Source organism: Methanoregula sp., from assembly GCF_028679125.1.
Classification (GTDB): Archaea; Halobacteriota; Methanomicrobia; order Methanomicrobiales; family Methanospirillaceae; genus Methanoregula.
Genome location: NZ_JAJRCG010000002.1, coordinates 167,206 through 183,109 on the forward strand (window position 1 = coordinate 167,206; position 15,904 = coordinate 183,109).

Annotated in this window: 16 protein-coding genes; 14 read left to right on the plus strand and 2 right to left on the minus strand. The window is 54.3% G+C overall.

Features of this window, described 5'->3' with window-relative positions; genetic code table 11:
* Positions 1-584 precede the first annotated feature (584 nt).
* On the minus strand, positions 585-2,897 hold the full coding sequence (locus LUQ43_RS02500; protein ID WP_299963466.1) for a response regulator: 2,313 nt from the start codon (positions 2,895-2,897) through the stop codon (positions 585-587).
* Positions 2,898-3,146: 249 nt separating this feature from the next.
* Here LUQ43_RS02500 and cbiM point away from each other — a divergent pair, with 249 nt between their 5' ends.
* From cbiM to gyrA, 11 genes are all read left to right on the plus strand, one after another.
* Complete coding sequence (gene cbiM / locus LUQ43_RS02505; RefSeq protein WP_299963468.1) at positions 3,147-3,800, plus strand: cobalt transporter CbiM; 654 nt, start codon at positions 3,147-3,149, stop codon at positions 3,798-3,800.
* Positions 3,797-4,141: a PDGLE domain-containing protein gene (locus LUQ43_RS02510; RefSeq protein WP_299963470.1), complete on the plus strand. Its 345-nt coding sequence runs from the start codon at positions 3,797-3,799 to the stop codon at positions 4,139-4,141. Before cbiM ends, LUQ43_RS02510 begins: the two co-directional genes overlap by 4 nt.
* A 43-nt stretch (positions 4,142-4,184) precedes the next feature.
* On the plus strand, positions 4,185-5,018 hold the full coding sequence (locus LUQ43_RS02515; RefSeq protein WP_299963472.1) for an ATP-binding cassette domain-containing protein: 834 nt from the start codon (positions 4,185-4,187) through the stop codon (positions 5,016-5,018).
* Positions 5,015-5,842: an energy-coupling factor transporter transmembrane component T gene (locus LUQ43_RS02520; RefSeq protein WP_299963474.1), complete on the plus strand. Its 828-nt coding sequence runs from the start codon at positions 5,015-5,017 to the stop codon at positions 5,840-5,842. The genes LUQ43_RS02515 and LUQ43_RS02520 overlap by 4 nt, the downstream gene beginning before the upstream one ends.
* 188 nt (positions 5,843-6,030) lie before the next feature.
* Entirely contained in the window at positions 6,031-6,195 is a 165-nt protein-coding gene (locus tag LUQ43_RS02525) for a hypothetical protein (protein WP_299963476.1), read from the plus strand.
* Positions 6,196-6,344: 149 nt separating this feature from the next.
* Complete coding sequence (locus LUQ43_RS02530; RefSeq protein ID WP_299963477.1) at positions 6,345-7,502, plus strand: hypothetical protein; 1,158 nt, start codon at positions 6,345-6,347, stop codon at positions 7,500-7,502.
* Positions 7,503-7,509: 7 nt separating this feature from the next.
* Positions 7,510-7,713: a hypothetical protein gene (locus LUQ43_RS02535; protein WP_299963479.1), complete on the plus strand. Its 204-nt coding sequence runs from the start codon at positions 7,510-7,512 to the stop codon at positions 7,711-7,713.
* A gap of 5 nt (positions 7,714-7,718) precedes the next feature.
* Positions 7,719-8,030, plus strand: coding sequence for a hypothetical protein (locus LUQ43_RS02540; protein ID WP_299963481.1), 312 nt, complete (start codon positions 7,719-7,721; stop codon positions 8,028-8,030).
* A 41-nt stretch (positions 8,031-8,071) separates the two neighbouring features.
* Positions 8,072-8,164, plus strand: coding sequence for a PGF-CTERM sorting domain-containing protein (locus tag LUQ43_RS13380; RefSeq protein WP_363318474.1), 93 nt, complete (start codon positions 8,072-8,074; stop codon positions 8,162-8,164).
* 372 nt (positions 8,165-8,536) lie between these two features.
* Positions 8,537-10,621 carry a DNA topoisomerase subunit B gene (locus LUQ43_RS02545; RefSeq protein ID WP_299963483.1) on the plus strand — a complete coding sequence of 695 codons (2,085 nt, stop codon included), beginning with the start codon at positions 8,537-8,539 and terminating at the stop codon, positions 10,619-10,621.
* Positions 10,611-13,106 (plus strand): DNA gyrase subunit A, encoded by a 2,496-nt coding sequence (gene gyrA / locus LUQ43_RS02550; RefSeq protein ID WP_299963485.1) that lies wholly within the window; start codon positions 10,611-10,613, stop codon positions 13,104-13,106. The genes LUQ43_RS02545 and gyrA overlap by 11 nt, the downstream gene beginning before the upstream one ends.
* 73 nt (positions 13,107-13,179) lie before the next feature.
* Here the strand turns inward: gyrA and LUQ43_RS02555 are convergent, their stop codons facing one another.
* On the minus strand, positions 13,180-13,803 hold the full coding sequence (locus tag LUQ43_RS02555; RefSeq protein WP_299963487.1) for a 2'-5' RNA ligase family protein: 624 nt from the start codon (positions 13,801-13,803) through the stop codon (positions 13,180-13,182).
* 215 nt (positions 13,804-14,018) lie between these two features.
* Between LUQ43_RS02555 and LUQ43_RS02560 the strand changes: the two genes are divergently transcribed.
* The 3 genes from LUQ43_RS02560 (at position 14,019) to LUQ43_RS02570 (ending at position 15,874) form a co-directional block, all read left to right on the plus strand.
* Positions 14,019-14,435, plus strand: coding sequence for a secondary thiamine-phosphate synthase enzyme YjbQ (locus tag LUQ43_RS02560; RefSeq protein WP_299963489.1), 417 nt, complete (start codon positions 14,019-14,021; stop codon positions 14,433-14,435).
* Between the two features lie 2 nt (positions 14,436-14,437).
* A complete protein-coding gene (locus LUQ43_RS02565) occupies positions 14,438-15,247 on the plus strand; it encodes a 4Fe-4S binding protein (protein WP_299963491.1) in 810 nt (269 codons plus the stop codon).
* Positions 15,248-15,316: 69 nt separating this feature from the next.
* Complete coding sequence (locus tag LUQ43_RS02570) at positions 15,317-15,874, plus strand: META domain-containing protein (RefSeq protein ID WP_299963493.1); 558 nt, start codon at positions 15,317-15,319, stop codon at positions 15,872-15,874.
* Positions 15,875-15,904 lie beyond the last annotated feature (30 nt).

The following is a 15,904-nucleotide window of genomic DNA, read 5'->3' on the forward strand; positions in this document are numbered from 1 at the left end:
GGCTGAAAAATATGCTCTGGAATACCTGAATCCAGACAAATTACAGGAACCCTTTATGTCTCTGAAATTTTCCATGTGAATTGTGGATAGTCGGCAACCCGTATCACATCCCAATCATCTGGAACTACGAAGAACCGTAATAAAAGTAATGGATTTGGGTTTTTTCCAGATTTCTTCCCCGGACGAAAAGCCGGAAGTGATCGAACCGGAACAAATCTTCGTCAATCGTTCAGGGACCACGGAGAACACGGGCCAGGATAATCCCTTGAATAGACACCCGGATATTCTTGCGCGGGAACGAGATGATGGCCAGCAGGTACCGGATTGCACTGTTTCTGGAAGATGTCTTGGTATCCGGCTGGCGTTTTTTTCCCTAGTGACTATATCCGGCGCTCGTTGCCTGTTGAGATCTTACGCTTTTTATTAATTCGGGCTCTAATTTCATGCAGTACTGGAATTCCTGTTGAACCGGATATCACATATCCTGGTTTGTTCTGGTTTAACCGGTGTATTCCTGCCCCACCGTAACTGATGCGTGGGAATGCCCGTGCCCGAAAGAAATGCTGGAAAATTTTCCATGGGGGTTAATTAAAAAAACGGACCTCTGGGTGAGGGAGCTCTTTTGCGTCGGGATCAACGAGATGGATGTGGCATCGGTCAGCCCCCTGGTTTTGCGGGAACCTGCATGCTGCATAGGGAATACCCAGTTCGAACCGTGCTCCCTTGTGGTATTCACCGGTTTCACGGATGGTAATGCCGGTGATGGAGAGGATCTCGCGGACAAGGAAGAGGCCAAGGCCGGTGTTCTTCCCGTACCCTTTCGTGAAGATCTGCTCCTTCTCTGATGGCAGAACCCCTGTCCCATTGTCCTCTATCACAATCATTGCACCATCAGGTGTTTCATGGGCGGAGATCCGGATCAGGCTCACCTTTCCCCCATGGGTAACGGCATTTTCCGCGATATTGTAAAACGCCCGCTCAAGGAGGGGATCGGCAAAGATCTCCAGCGCCCCGGTATCCGACTGGACTGAAATTGTCCGGATATCGATGCTGGCGCATGCGTGGAAGAAGATGTCGTGGACGTTCTGCCAGTCAGGAGCAGTCACACCGAGGTTCTGGTAGAGTCCGGTGAACTCGATGTTCTCGCCAATTGTCCTGACAATGTCCTGGATCTTCCGGATGTACATGCTGTAATCCGGATCCCGGGTGAGTCCCCGGGAGAGTTCAAGATATCCTCCAAGCACGGTAAGCTTGTTCCGTATATCGTGACGGGTGATATCGGAGAGCAGGTTGAGTTTCCGGTTCGCCAGTTTCAGGGCATCCTGCGCCATCTGGATATCAGATATGTCATGGAAGATCCCCATGACGTGCAGCCGATCTTCAAGAGTGATGGAAGTGAAACTTGCTATCGCCGGAATAACCCTGCCTTTGCGGTCAACGATTCCAAGGGAGTGGGATCCTGAACCTTCGTGTGCTGCGTGGGAGAAATAGTTCATGTAGGTCTCATGAAATCCGTCTGGAAAAATACCGGTCAGGTGCATGTCTCGGAGTTCGGGAAGGGATCTGCCGACAAGTTCGAGTGCCCGTCGGTTGGCATCGGTGAACATGCCGGTTGCGGCATCCATAATGAAGATGGCATCGCTGGCATTGTCCATGAGCCCCCGGTTCTTCTCGTTCTCGGCGCGGAGATCATCCTCAAAGTGCTTGCGAGCGGTAATGTCCGTGCCAACGCACAACACCCCCTCAATGACACCTTTCTTGTCATATAGGGGCTTGTTCCACCAGTGGATCCAGACCCGATCACCGGTTTTGGTGATATTCTCGTTCTCGTTGTTTGTGTAATCATCAGGATGGGCGATGATGTTCTCGATCATATCAGCGAGATCGCGGTTGGAACCGGATTCATGTGTCGGGACAATGGTGCCAACAGCGGGTTTCCCGATGATCTCTTCCGTAGTGAACCCGAAGAGGCGCTGAGCAAATTCATTGAAAAAGGTGATCGTGCCTTTCGGGTCCATCTTAATGATGATACTGTTGGCGTTTTCGACAAGTTCCCGATATTTGGTCTCGCTCTCGCGCAGGGTCTGGTCAACCTTCATCTGCTCGGTTACATCCCGCACGGATTCAATGGCCCCGGTGATCTTCCCGTTCTTGTCATAGAGCCGGCTGGCCTTTGCCCAGATGTGCACGGCACCGGTACAGTCCGGATTTTCAATGGTGGTCCCGGCTGTCAGGGTTATGCCGTCGTGGCAGTGATTATAGTAATGTGCCTGTTCATACGGATCATCCGGGGCAAGGACGAGGTCGATGAGGATGGGCCGGCGCGTCCGGTAGAACGGGATCGCATACTCGTACTCCCCCCGGCCCATCATCAATGACGCAGGGATACCGGTCATGGCCTCGATTGCCTTGTTCCAAGCGATCACCTGCCCATTCGTATTGATGGCAAAGGTTGCGTCGGGAAGGAAATTGATGATGTCGGCAAGTTTCTGTTCGGAGTCCCTGAGCGCATCGATTGCCTGTCGGCGCTCCATGGCAACGAGGATCTTATGGCGGAGTTCGGCAAACTGGGGTCGGGCTGCACCGCCTTTCTGGAGGTAAAAATCAGCACCATGGTTGATGGCCTCGATCACTACTTCTTCCCTGCCTTTGCCGGTGAAAAGAATAAAGGGCGTGGAAAGCCCTCTGCCCCGCACCTGTTTGAGGAGTTCGATGCCGTCCATACCGGGCATCTGGTAATCGGATATGATGGCATCAAATGACTGGTCTGCCAGCATGTCGAGACATTCCATCGAAGACGTTGTTGTGGTAACGAAAATATCGCCCTCCCGTTCCAGGAATATCTTGGCGATCTTGAGCAGTTCCGGCTCATCGTCGACATACAGAAGGGAGATCATTAGTGACAGGTATCATTCTGTCTATGGAAAAAAAGGTTCTCATTTATTATTTTTATATTTAAGAGATATTCACTCCCCACAAATACCCTGTATTTTCTCTATCCCGACTGGTTTTGTATTGTAGGAAATTTTTTTTATATTTTCTGTCACTTTCCGGAAATAATTCAGACCTAATTATCAAAGAGCAATATTTTTAATCTACCAAGTATTACTATTTCTCACACTAGTAACATTTATTGAGATGAAACCATGCATATTCCTGACGCATTCATTCCGATATGGCAGGGAGCTATCTATTGGATCATTGCCCTTGTCTTTGTAGCGCTGGCCCTGCGGTGGGCGAGAAACGAGATGAACGAAGAGAAACTTCCCCTTGTTGCGGTGCTTGCGGCGGGAATCTTCGCCCTCCAGTCCTTCAACCTCCCGGTTTCAATGGGAACCAGCGGGCACCTTGTAGGTGGAGCGCTTGCCGCTATCATCCTCGGATCGCCGTTTGCAGCGGTCTTCATTCTCTCCCTGGTCCTCATCGTTCAGGGGGTCCTGTTTGGAGATGGCGGCATCACGACCATGGGTGCAAACATCATCAACATGGGTGTCATCGGCGGTTTTGTCGGGTTCTATTCCTTCAAAGGACTCATGGGGGTTACTAAGAGCATGCCGATCTCAGGATTCGTTGCAGCATGGCTTGCCTGTCTGATCCCGGCCCTTGCCTGCGCGGTGGAGATGTACTTTGCCGGCACGTTCCCGCTCACGGAAGGCCTTGTCGCAATGGGTATCTATCATGCCATCATCGGCGTGATTGAAGGATTCGTTACTGTTGCTGCAATCTATCTGATCACCAGTGTCCGCCCGGATCTCGTGGATACCGGAGTTAAAACTCCCGCGGGGGCACAGGTACCATGATGGACAACAAGACGTTCCTTATTGCCGGTATCATCGTCGCCCTCCTTATAGGAGGAGTTGCGGTGTTCATGGCATCCGGCGATCCGGATGGTCTTGAGAGCACGGCACTGGTTGTGCAGGGACAGAAGGATCTGACCGGCGCAACCCCGTTGGATGCAGAGATCCATGAAGAGGAAGCAGGCCGTTTCGCTTACTCTGCGCCAATGCCGGATTACTCGCTCGGTGAATCACTGGGGTCTACAGGGGGACTCGTCGCGATCATTGTCGGCACGATCCTTGCATTCCTGGTGGTCTTTGGTCTTGCCTATGGCCTTAAAAAGGCGAGCAAGCCCGTGAAATAAAACCAACAGGACTTTACCTTTTTTCAACCTACATCGTGTACTTATGCATCTGATCGAGACCCGCGATCTCTGTTATGTCTATCCCGGTAAAGTTGCCGCCCTGAATAATATCAATTTTATCGCACCCCGGAATGCCCGCATCGCGGTGATCGGATCGAACGGTGCCGGAAAGAGCACCCTCTTCAAACATTTCAACGGGATATTCAAACCCACGTCCGGTTCCGTCCTCATCCGTGGCGAGCCCATAACCAAGCAGAACCAGCGGGAGATCCGGAAGTTCGTAGGTATTGTCTTCCAGAATCCGGATGACCAGATCTTCTCCCCGACCGTTGAACTGGATGTAGCCTTTGGTCCGACCAATCTCGGTCTCGATGAGGAAACCATCCATCACCGGGTCCACGAGGCACTTAAGATTGTCGGGATCGAGGATCTTGCCCCCCGGGTCCCCCACCACCTGAGTGGCGGCGAGAAGAAACGGGTGGCAATTGCCGGGGTGATTGCCATGGAACCGGAGGTGCTGGTGCTGGACGAGCCTACTGCCGGTCTCGATCCCAAAGGGGTTGCCGATCTCAATACGTTCATCAATTCGCTCTCGAAAAAATACGGAATGACGGTCATCTTCTCCACCCACGATGTCGGGCTCGTCCCTGAGATTGCGGATTACATCTATGTGATGGACAAAGGGAGGATCGTGGCAAGCGGAACAATCGACGAGATATTTGTCCAACCTGACATGCTCAAATCCGTACGGCTTGATGTGCCGGTCATCCCAAAACTCCTGAATTCGCTCAAAGAGAACGGTGTGGACGTATCGATGGCCTATACGTATGCGGATGCGGAAGAGTCCCTCCTCCGCGCATTCGGCAAGCGATCATGATCGAAGAACTCTTCCAGATTGAGCGGGATGCTTTCAAGGACAGCCCGATCCACCGGCTGGATGCCCGGGTCAAGATCGCCATAGCCTTTGCTGCGATCATTGCTCTTGTCGCAGTGCCTTATTCCCCCATGATCTACACGGTCGGGGCGATCTTCTTTGCCTTCTTCTGTGTACTCTGGGCCTGTACCCGGTTGTCCCCCGTCATCTATCTCAAGCGTGCACTCGCGATCATCCCTCTCTGGGGGGTCATCATCTTCTTCCAGATTTTCCTAAAAAACAAGTATTATACCACGTACGATGTGGTCATGAGTCTTCCCTTCGGGATCAACATCTATGCCCAGTCCATCGAGTTCGCATTCATCCTGTTCGTCAAGTTCGTGGTCTGTATCTCGTTCATCATCCTGCTCTCATCAACAACCAAGATGCAGGATATGCTCGAAGGCGGGGCACGGATGGGCCTTCCCGCCGAGTTTGCCCTTGCCCTTGGGATGATGATCCGGTATCTGTTTGTCTTCGGGTACATGTTCCGCAAGATCAATGAAACGCTGAAAACGAAATGCTTTGACGCGTTTGACCGTCACCTTTCCTACCAGTACCGGCTCCGCCAGTTAGGGTACATGATCGGTACGATGTTCATCCGGTCCTACGAACAGGGCGAGCGCGTGTACACCAGCATGCTCTGCCGGGGATATGGTCGTGAGAGTTACCTCTTCGTGGCAAAGAAGGGTCTCAAAGGCGGGGAATGGGCCTTCCTGTCGATATCTCTCGTCTTTATCATCGCTATCCCGGTAGCGGTCTGGCTGACTTCGTTCCACATGTTCTGATCCCCGGCCGGAATGTTTTAGGCCTTGTACCCCCATCATCTCTGCATGGAGCACCAGTTCGGATGCGGGTTCGTGACCAGCATCACGCTGATCGCGATGCATTTTGCGCTGCCCCCGCAGCAGGCATGGCACGGTGCCGGAGATCATGTTGCCGGTCTTGTTCTGCGGAGAAGTTCCGGGGAACGGAAGTGGAGGAACTCACCACCCTGCTGCGCAAGAAAGTGATCTGGCACCAGCCGGGAAACATGGATAACGAGGATGCCCGTGAAGTGCTGTCCACGTTACAGCGGCTGGTTGTTGCCATCGATCAGGAACTCGGGATTGCTGACGCGGAGATCGGTGAGTTCCGGTAGGTGTACGATAAAAATAATTTCCTGTCTTACACCTGTTGATTTTAAAAATTTTTCGTATTTTCTTTTGTGTGGTATATAATTAGAATCATTTAATTAGTAAAGTCACAGAACTTTACAATATAATACTATTGCATTTGAGATGAAGAAAAATGATTCCGCGATTAACGCTTGCACTCGTTGCGGTTGCCCTGTTTGCCCTTCTGGCGGTAATGCCGGTATCGGCAGAATCTAACCTGACTCAAGAACAGATCGCCGCCATGGTCGCCGACCGGCCATATATTACGGTCATGGACCGCATTGACCCGAACTACATCCCTCCTGCCGACACGATCGACTCCAATGGTATGTTCGTCATGGTCCATACCCCTGGCGACACGATCGAGCTCCTGGGCGAGAACACCGCGTCCGACATGACCTACCTGTTCATCACCGGGCCCGACCTGCCCGCAAACGGCGCACAGATCAACAACCCGGACCCGGCGCACTCGCCGCTCGAAAACGGCAACCCTGCCACCTTCCAGCAGACAGCGGTCAGGAGTGACCATACATGGTCCTGGAAGTGGGATACCACCAGTCATGTAATTCAAGACGGTACTTACAAGATCTACGTAGTGCCCCGGCCTACGGATTATGACCACCTTGATCCAACAATAGAATACGGCTTCACCGTTGTCGCTTTCAAAAACTCAGCGGGATCAGGAACTGTCACCCCGTCAACTACAACACCACTTGCTACAATCCACGTTACTACAATCCCGTCTGTTGCAGCCAAGCCAGCTACAACCCCCTCTGGAACCGAAGAGACCGTTCTCCCGGGTGTAGTTACTATCGTTGCAACCGGCAACCAGAGTTATCACCCCGGCGATGAAATCCAGTTTTCCGGTACCAACACCGGGTCTTACAAGACCTACCTGTTCATTACGGGTCCGAACCTGAATCCAAAGGGTTCGGATATCAGGAGTACCAACCCCGGCAAGAACGCAGTTGCGGATGGCGTTGAATCAACCTTCAAGGTCATGGACGTCAATGGCGACCATACGTGGTCCTGGACGTGGGGAACCTCGAATAGTGCACTCGATGCCGGGACCTACACCATCTATGCAGCAGCCCGACCCCATGACAAAGACAATCTTGAGAAAACACCCTACGGTACAGTCTCTATCGTCATCAAGAAGCCGCTCGTGTCAGCAACAGCATCCCCTACATCTTCCGTTGCGACCCCGACTCCCACAACGTCGCCCGGCTTCGATGCCCTGATTACGCTGATTGGCCTTGGCGCAATTGCATTCATCGTTATGCGGAGGTGAAGAACAAATGACGAAACGATTGATGCTTGCACTCGTTGCGGTTGCCCTGTTTGTCCTTCTGGCGGTAATGCCGGTATCGGCAGAATCTAACCTGACTCAGGAACAGATCGCCGCCATGGCCGCCGACAGGCCCCATATTACAATCATGGCAACCGACGACACGAACTACTACGTCGGCGAGACGATCGAGTTCTCCGGCGACAATACATAACTGACTTGACCTACCCGTTCATTACCGGACCCGGCCTGCCCGAAGATGGCGCACAGATCAACAACCCGGACCCGGTGCACTCGCTCCTCGAAAACGACAACCCTGCCTCCTACCAGCAGGTAAGTGTCAAGAGTGACCACACCTGGTCCTGGAAGTGGGGGACTGCACACTATACGCTCGATGCAGGCACCTACTCCGTCTACGCAATAAGCCAGCCCTATGACAAGGAAAACCTTGCAGACGCAGCGTACGGTACGGTCTCAATCACCCTTGGGAAGCCCTCGAATCAGCAACTACCACCCCGTCAACTACAATAGCGACAACAATTGCAACAGCCACCCCCAGTCCTTCAGTCCCCATAACGGCCCCGGTCACGTCGCCGGGATATGGTGCACTGATCGCCGTAATCAGTCTCGGTGCAGTTGCATTCATTGCCATACGCAGGCACTAAAACCAGTACCTGAACATCTTTTTTCTGCATGGAAACCGGGCAACTGACAAATTCCGTACAAGTAATACGTCACTATCGCAATAGGGGGATCCCCGGTTACGGGGGCATGCCTTCATGCTCCCGGGAGTGTTGTTTTTAAACAACAGAATTATTATCCAAATACCCGGAACCAGATTTTCCGGGAGGTATTTCCGGTAAATTTTTCAAAATTATATTTTTTAAATAATCATAAAAAAAGGTGGTCTCCCGGATCTGGGCAAATCCCTACTTTTTACGCCTGAAAAAAGAGCACCACGCTTATATGTTCAGCCCCCTAATATAACATGTGAAAATTTCCTTGCAATTGTATTCATTTTTTAACGGAGGTTTTGCTTGACTGATTCATACGATGCATCACACATCACCGTACTTGAAGGACTCACTCCGGTCCGCGAGCGCCCGGCGATGTACATTGGCAGCACCGACACCCGCGGCCTGCACCACCTGGTCTACGAAGTAGTAGATAATTCCATTGACGAGGCGCTGGCCGGATTCTGTTCCCGCATAGCCGTTGTCATCAATAAGGACGGGTCCCTCATGGTCGAGGATAACGGGCGGGGCATCCCGGTCGACCGTATGGAGAAGACCGGCAAGAGTGCCCTTGAGGTGGTTCTCACGGTCCTCCATGCCGGCGGGAAATTCGACAAGGAGTCCTACCAGGTCTCCGGTGGCCTGCATGGGGTGGGAGTTTCCGTTGTCAATGCACTCTCCAACTGGCTCTCTGCCAGGGTATACCGGGATGGCAATATCTATGAGATGCGGTTTGCGCAGGGCAAGATGACCACCGCACTCTCGCAGCGCGAGGAGACCCTTGTAGAACTGATCGCACGATATAAACAGTGGTATGATGCGTCGGCGCAGTTCACTCCCCTTGACAGCCCGGTTGAGGCTCCTGAATCAGGACAGACCGCCCTCTCATCAGCATACCTCATCGATCCCGCCAGAAGTGAAGAAGAGAACCGGCGTGTCTTCCTTTCGCAATACGGTGCAAAGATGACCGGTACCCGGATCCACTTTGTCCCGGATGCCACCATCTTCGAGACCACCGCCTTCGATTACGATATCCTCTCCCACCGCATGCGGGAACTTGCGTTCCTCAATGCGGGTCTTACCATCGTCATCACTGATGAGCGAAACGGAGAGTCGGCCAGTTACTGCTATGCCGGCGGTCTCATCGAGTTCGTCAAGTACCTCAACGATGGTGCCGAATGCCTCCACCCGACACCGATCGATATCACCAAAAAGGACCCCGAGAACAAGCTCGAACTCGAGGTCGCGATGCAGTATACTACCGCGTATGACGAGAAGATCTACAGCTACGTCAACTCGGTCAATACCCGCGAGGGCGGAACGCATCTTGAAGGGTTCCGAAGCGCAATCACCCGGACCATCAATACCGTTGCAAAACGGAACGGCCTCATCAAGGAGAACTCCACGATCGTGCTCCGCGGCGAGGATGTCCGTGAAGGACTCACCTCCGTGGTCTCCGTCAAGATGGCAAACCCCCAGTTCGAGGGGCAGACCAAGATGCGCCTTGGCAACAGCAGTGTTAAGGGAATAGTCGATTCGCTCGTGTATGCGGCACTCAGCGAATATTTTGACGAGAACCCGGTTGTGCTCAAGACCATCATCGAGAAGGCGCTCTCCGCTGCAAAAGCCCGCGAGGCTGCCCGGAACGCACGCGATCTTGCCCGGCGCAAGAGTACCCTTGAGAGTTCCGGCCTGCCCGGCAAACTTGCCGACTGTTCCGAGCGTGACCCGGCCAAATCCGAGATTTACATTGTGGAGGGAGATTCTGCAGGTGGTTCTGCCAAACAGGGCCGGGACAGGAAGTTCCAGGCTATCCTTCCCCTGAGAGGTAAGATTCTCAACGTCGAGAAGGCTGGCGAACACCAGATCTTAAAGAACGCCGAAATCCAGACGCTTCTCTCTGCCATCGGGACCGGAGTCGGGGATAAGTTCGATATCGAGCGGGCACGGTATCATCACATCGTGATCATGACCGATGCCGATGTGGATGGCGCCCATATCCGGACGCTTCTCCTCACGTTCTTCTACCGTTACATGCTCAAACTCATCGAGGCCGGGTACATCTACATCGCCCAGCCACCTCTCTTCCGCATCGCAAAGGGAAAAGAGGAGAAGTACGTGTACAAGGAGGAGGAGATGCAACAGGTCTCCGCTGCCATGGGAGATAAGGGAGTCTCCGTCCAGCGGTACAAGGGTCTTGGTGAAATGAACGCCCAGCAGCTCTGGGACACGACCATGGACCCCGCCCACCGGATCTTCCGGCAGGTGAATATCGAGGATGCTTATGAAGCAAACGAGATCTTCAAGACCCTGATGGGAAGAGATGTGGAGATACGGAAGAATTTCATCATCCGTCATGCCAAGGAGGTGACCAACCTTGACATCTGATAAGAAAACGCCGGCCCCCGAGCCCGTTGTGACCCACCGTACCGAGCCTATCAGTATCGAACACGAGATGAAGACCTCGTTCATCAACTACGCGATGTCGGTCATCATCAGCCGTGCCATCCCAGACGTCCGCGATGGTCTCAAGCCCGTTCACCGCCGCTCGCTCTACGGCATGTGGGACATGGGCAACACGAGTGATAAGCCCACCAGAAAGAGCGCGAGGGTGGTCGGTGACGTGATGGGTAAGTACCACCCGCACGGCGATTCATCCATCTATGATACCATTGTCAAGATGGCCCAGCCGTTCTCGTACCGCCACATGCTGGTGCAGGGGCAGGGTAACTTCGGCTCCATTGACGGTGATTCTGCGGCAGCGAGCAGGTACACCGAAGTGCGGCTCTTCCCGTACGCAGAAGCGCTTCTCGAAGATCTTGACAAGGACACCGTGAAGTTCCAGCCGAACTATGATGAGTCACTGCAGGAGCCCACCGTGCTCCCGGCCAAGATCCCGAACCTGCTCGTCAACGGCACGGACGGTATCGCGGTCGGTATGGCAACGAAGATGCCCCCGCACAACTTAAAAGAGGTCTGCACAGCAGTCTCGGCCTATCTCGACAACCCGGAGGTCCCGGTCGAAGACCTTCTGCGGATCATGCCCGGCCCGGATTTCCCGACCGGTGGTATCCTGATGGGTGTCGAAGGTGTCAAGAACATCTACTCCACCGGCCAGGGCCGCGTGATTGTCCGCGGTGTCGCGGAGATCGAGGAGTCGGAAGGAGGGAACCGGGGCGACCGGATCATCGTTACCGAACTCCCGTACCAGGTAAACAAAGCGCAGTGGATCACCGGAATCGCGGAGATGGTGAAGGACAAGCGGATCGATGGGATCTCCGACATCCGCGACGAGTCCGACAAGGAGGGTATACGTGTCGTCTTCGAACTCCGCAAGGGCACGATGGCGCCGGTCATCCTCAACAATCTCTACAAGAACACGGCACTCGAATCCAGTTTCTGGACATCCAACCTTGCGATTGTCGACGGTCAGCCGAAGATCCTCAACCTGCATGCCCTGCTCGGGCACTTCGTCCAGCACCGGATCGAGGTGATCCGGCGCAGGTCCGAGTTCGACCTGAAGAAAGCACAGGATAAGGTCCACATCTTAAACGGTCTCTTAATCGCCCTTAACCGGATTGACGAGGTCATCAAGGCCATCCGTGCGTCCGATACCGTTGACAATGCCCGGAATGCCCTGATTGCAGGGTTCGGGCTTGATGAGCCCCAGGCCAACGCGATCCTCCAGATGCAGCTGCGCCGTCTCGCAGCGCTCGAACAGCAGAAGATCACGGACGAGAAGACCGGGCTCCAGGCAGAGATCGAACACCTTGAGAAGATCCTTGAGAGCGAGGCAAACATCAAGGACGAGATCCGGCGCGAGACGAATGAGATCGCGAGCAAGTTCGGCGACAAGCGCCGGACCCAGATTGCGCTCGACACAAGCGAGCTCTCCACCGAGGATCTCATCGAGGATAAGCCGGTCCTGGTCTCGATCACCACGGCGAATTACATCAAGCGCATGGACATCGACACCTACCGCAAGCAGCGCCGCGGGGGCCATGGCATCACCGGTATGACCACCAAGGAGGAGGACGTTGTGGACTCGGTTTTCACGGCCAGCATGAAGGATTACCTCCTCTGTTTCACCAATATCGGCCGGATCTACTGGCTCAAGGTGTACCAGATCCCCGAGAGCTCGCGGATTGCCAAGGGAAAACCGCTTGTCAACCTCCTTAACCTCAAGGACGAGATCGTCACGACGGTTCTCCCGATCAGGGAATTCCGGGAAGACCAGTTCCTCCTCTTCGCTACGAAACTCGGCCAGGCGATCAAGGTCCACCTCGACGAATTCAACAATCCCCGTTCCACCGGGACCAACGCGATCAAACTCAAGGAGAACGACCGTCTTGTTGATGTAATCCTGACGAATGGCAACAACGAACTGATCCTGACCACCCGGTTCGGCCAGAGCCTCCGGTTCCACGAGGAGACGGTGAGGACAGTCGGCCGGAACGCTCAAGGTGTCCGGGGTATGAAGCTCAAGGGCGATGACACGATCGTTGCAGTCACGCTCCTGGCAAAAGACCACCTCCTCACCATCTCGGATGTCGGGTTTGGCAAGAGGAGCGAGTTTGACGAGTTCCGCGGGCATGGCCGGGGCACGATGGGTGTCAGAAACATGCTGCTCGAACGCGATGCCGTCGTGATCGAGTCACGGGCGGTCTCCGACACGGACGAGATCATTGCCATGACCGCATCCGGTATCGTCATCCGGACTCCTGTCAGCGAGTTCCGGATCATCGGCCGGGGCACCAAAGGGGTCCGGGTGATGCGGCTCGACGAAAAGGACAAGATCGTGGGTATTGCGATCGTCCCGGAGGAGATGTCCGCGGGAATCGCAAACGGCGAACCGGAAAAACCGGAAGAATAACCCTTTTTTAAATTATACACTGTTTACGTTTACAATAAAAACCCGGGGACTCCCGGAACCGCACGAGATCTCATCATTCCCAGCTCCCGTCATCCCATGACTTGAGAATATCAAAATCCCGCATCTGTGTCGCCTTGCTCATGGCCTGAGCCCGGGTCAGCATCCTCCCTTGGATAAAATCATACTCGCACACAATCCGCGAATTCCGGAGCAGGGTAGCCCGGATCGGGTGGTGCCGGTAGATGACAGGGTCCTGGTTCCGGAAATACCATTTTATCCTCTGGAACGTGAGCCAGTCAAGTTTCATGGCGAGTGTTGCATGGAACCGGAAGTCCTCGGCAGAATCCAGGTCATAGCGCCGTAAGGTGCAATACGGGGCAATTGTCCGGGATACCTGGTACCGGAACTGTTTTAAGGTTTCATCAGGGGTGATGGTGACAAAGACAACTCGCGTATCATTGAAAAACCCGTAATTCCCCACATGGTATTGTGGAATCGTTGTCTGGTTCGTACAAATCCTTGCAAAATCCTCAGCAAGTTTTTCTTCATTCTCTGTTGCGAATGGCCCGGCAAGGGTGATGTGCGGGATCACCAGTTTGCTGCCGAGACTGAATTTTTCCGCCAACCGGTTACTCAATGTGTGAATCTGGCGCTTAACCGATCCCATCAGCCGGATATCAATCAGGTAATGCGTCATCTCTCATACCCATGTACATAATCCAGTCTGACAACCTCAGGATTCCTGTTCAGGTACTATTTCACGAACCGCTACAATAAATTCTCTTTTGCATCCCTGTATCAGATAATCCGGGTTGTTCATGGAAGATTCTATCCCCATTCTCCCGTTCCCCCGCCCCATTCCTTCCCATATCCTTTATCCCTCCGGCGCCCGATATCCCTGACAGGAAGCGTATGTACCGGAAAGAATTGCGGGTGACCACCGCCCGCGAAGGGGATATCATCGATCTGACTGAAGAGGTCAGGAAAGCGGTCAGGGAGAGCGGGATCAGGGACGGTCTTGTCCACCTGTTCGTACAGCACTCGACTGCTGCTCTCACGACCATTGAATTTGAAAAAGGCGTTCTTGCAGACATGCAGCGTGCCCTGTCGGTTCTGGCTCCCGATGATCTCCCGTACGCGCATAATACCCGGTGGGGTGACGGGAACGGGAGATCCCATGTCAAGGCGGCGCTCGTGGGTCCATCCCTCACGGTACCGGTGGGCAACGGAGAACTGCTCTGCGGGACCTGGCAGCAGGTCGTGCTCCTTGAGCTGGACACCAATGCAGGCCGCACGAGAACGGTAACCTGCACGATCACTGGTGAATAACCATGTCCGGTACGAGCCTGAAGCAGGAGATTGTCAGGAAGTGCGCAGAACTCGACATCCCGCTCGTGGGTTGTACTCCGGTGGAGCGGTGGGACCAGCCCCTGTTTGAACCCTGGGTGCCGGAGGAGTTCCGGCCACGTGCGATCTACCCGGAAGCAAAGTCTGCGATTGTCATCGGTATGCCGGTCAGCCTGCCGGTGGTGGATACCGCCCCCTCGATCTGGTACTATGAACTGTACCGCACGGTCAATGCCCTGCTTGACCAGAATGCGTACCGGATTGCGAGCTTCCTCACCGGCCAGGGTTTCCCCTCAGTTGCCGTTCCCCGTGACGGCTATGGCTCGATTGCGATCCTCAGGGAGAAACCAGTGGCCTTCTTCTCCCACCGCCATGCCGCGTATCTCGCCGGCCTTGGTACGTTCGGCATCAACAACACCCTCCTCACCCCGGCCTATGGCCCACGGGTGAGGTTTGCAACGATATTTACCGCAGCAGACCTTCCCCCGGACCCCGTCATCAGCGAACCGCTCTGCATCCGGTGCATGCGGTGCGTGGACTCCTGTCCGGTCCATGCCATTGGCCGGGAGGATTACCCCGCTGGCCTGACCGACAAGAAGGCCTGTGCTACCCGGTCGGAAGCCCTGAGCAAGCGGTTCATCTCCCCGTGTGGTATCTGCATCAAGGTCTGCCCGGTCGGCGATGACCGGGCCGTGTACCTCCGGGAGGATAAGGGGATGTATGATGAAGGGGACGATCGCTTCGCACCCTATACCCATGCAGCGAAACACGTGCGGGCATACGGGAGCCGATGAGAGCCCGGGGCCCTGACAAGGGAAGAGCGGCTCGTGGTGATTAAATACAAACAAGCCACAATTCCGGATATGAAACTGTTCACCTTGGGAATAACTGCTCTTGCTGTTCTTGCGGTCATGGTTGCCGGGTGTACCACCCAGTCCCCTGCATCAACAACACCGGTGGTTACCGCGACCACAGCCGCGCCCGCACCGATAGTGACCTCGACAACCAGCGCCGCACCGGCATTACCCTCAGAACTTGCCGGCGACTGGACGCTGACCACGATGGCAGTCCAGGACGGATCTGCCGTCACGCATCCGACTACCGCAATCACCCTGACGTTCAGCAGTGACGGCAATGTCTATGGCAACGGTGGCTGCAACAATTACAACGGCCCCTACATCCTGACCGGCACAACCACGGCCAAGGGAAGCGGGCTGACCATCGGGCCTCTGACATCTACCAAGATGAGTTGTGCTACTACTTCGCAGCAGGAATCAACCTACCTCGGGATGCTGACACAGACGAGTGCTTATGTCGTGGACGGAACCCAGTTGAGCCTCACGGATAAAAACCAGAACGTGCTGATCTACCAGCGGCCATCTACGATCCCTACGCAGAAAGAGGGCATGCTGCCGGCATAATCTTCTTTTTTACAATCCGGTGGCCATGTC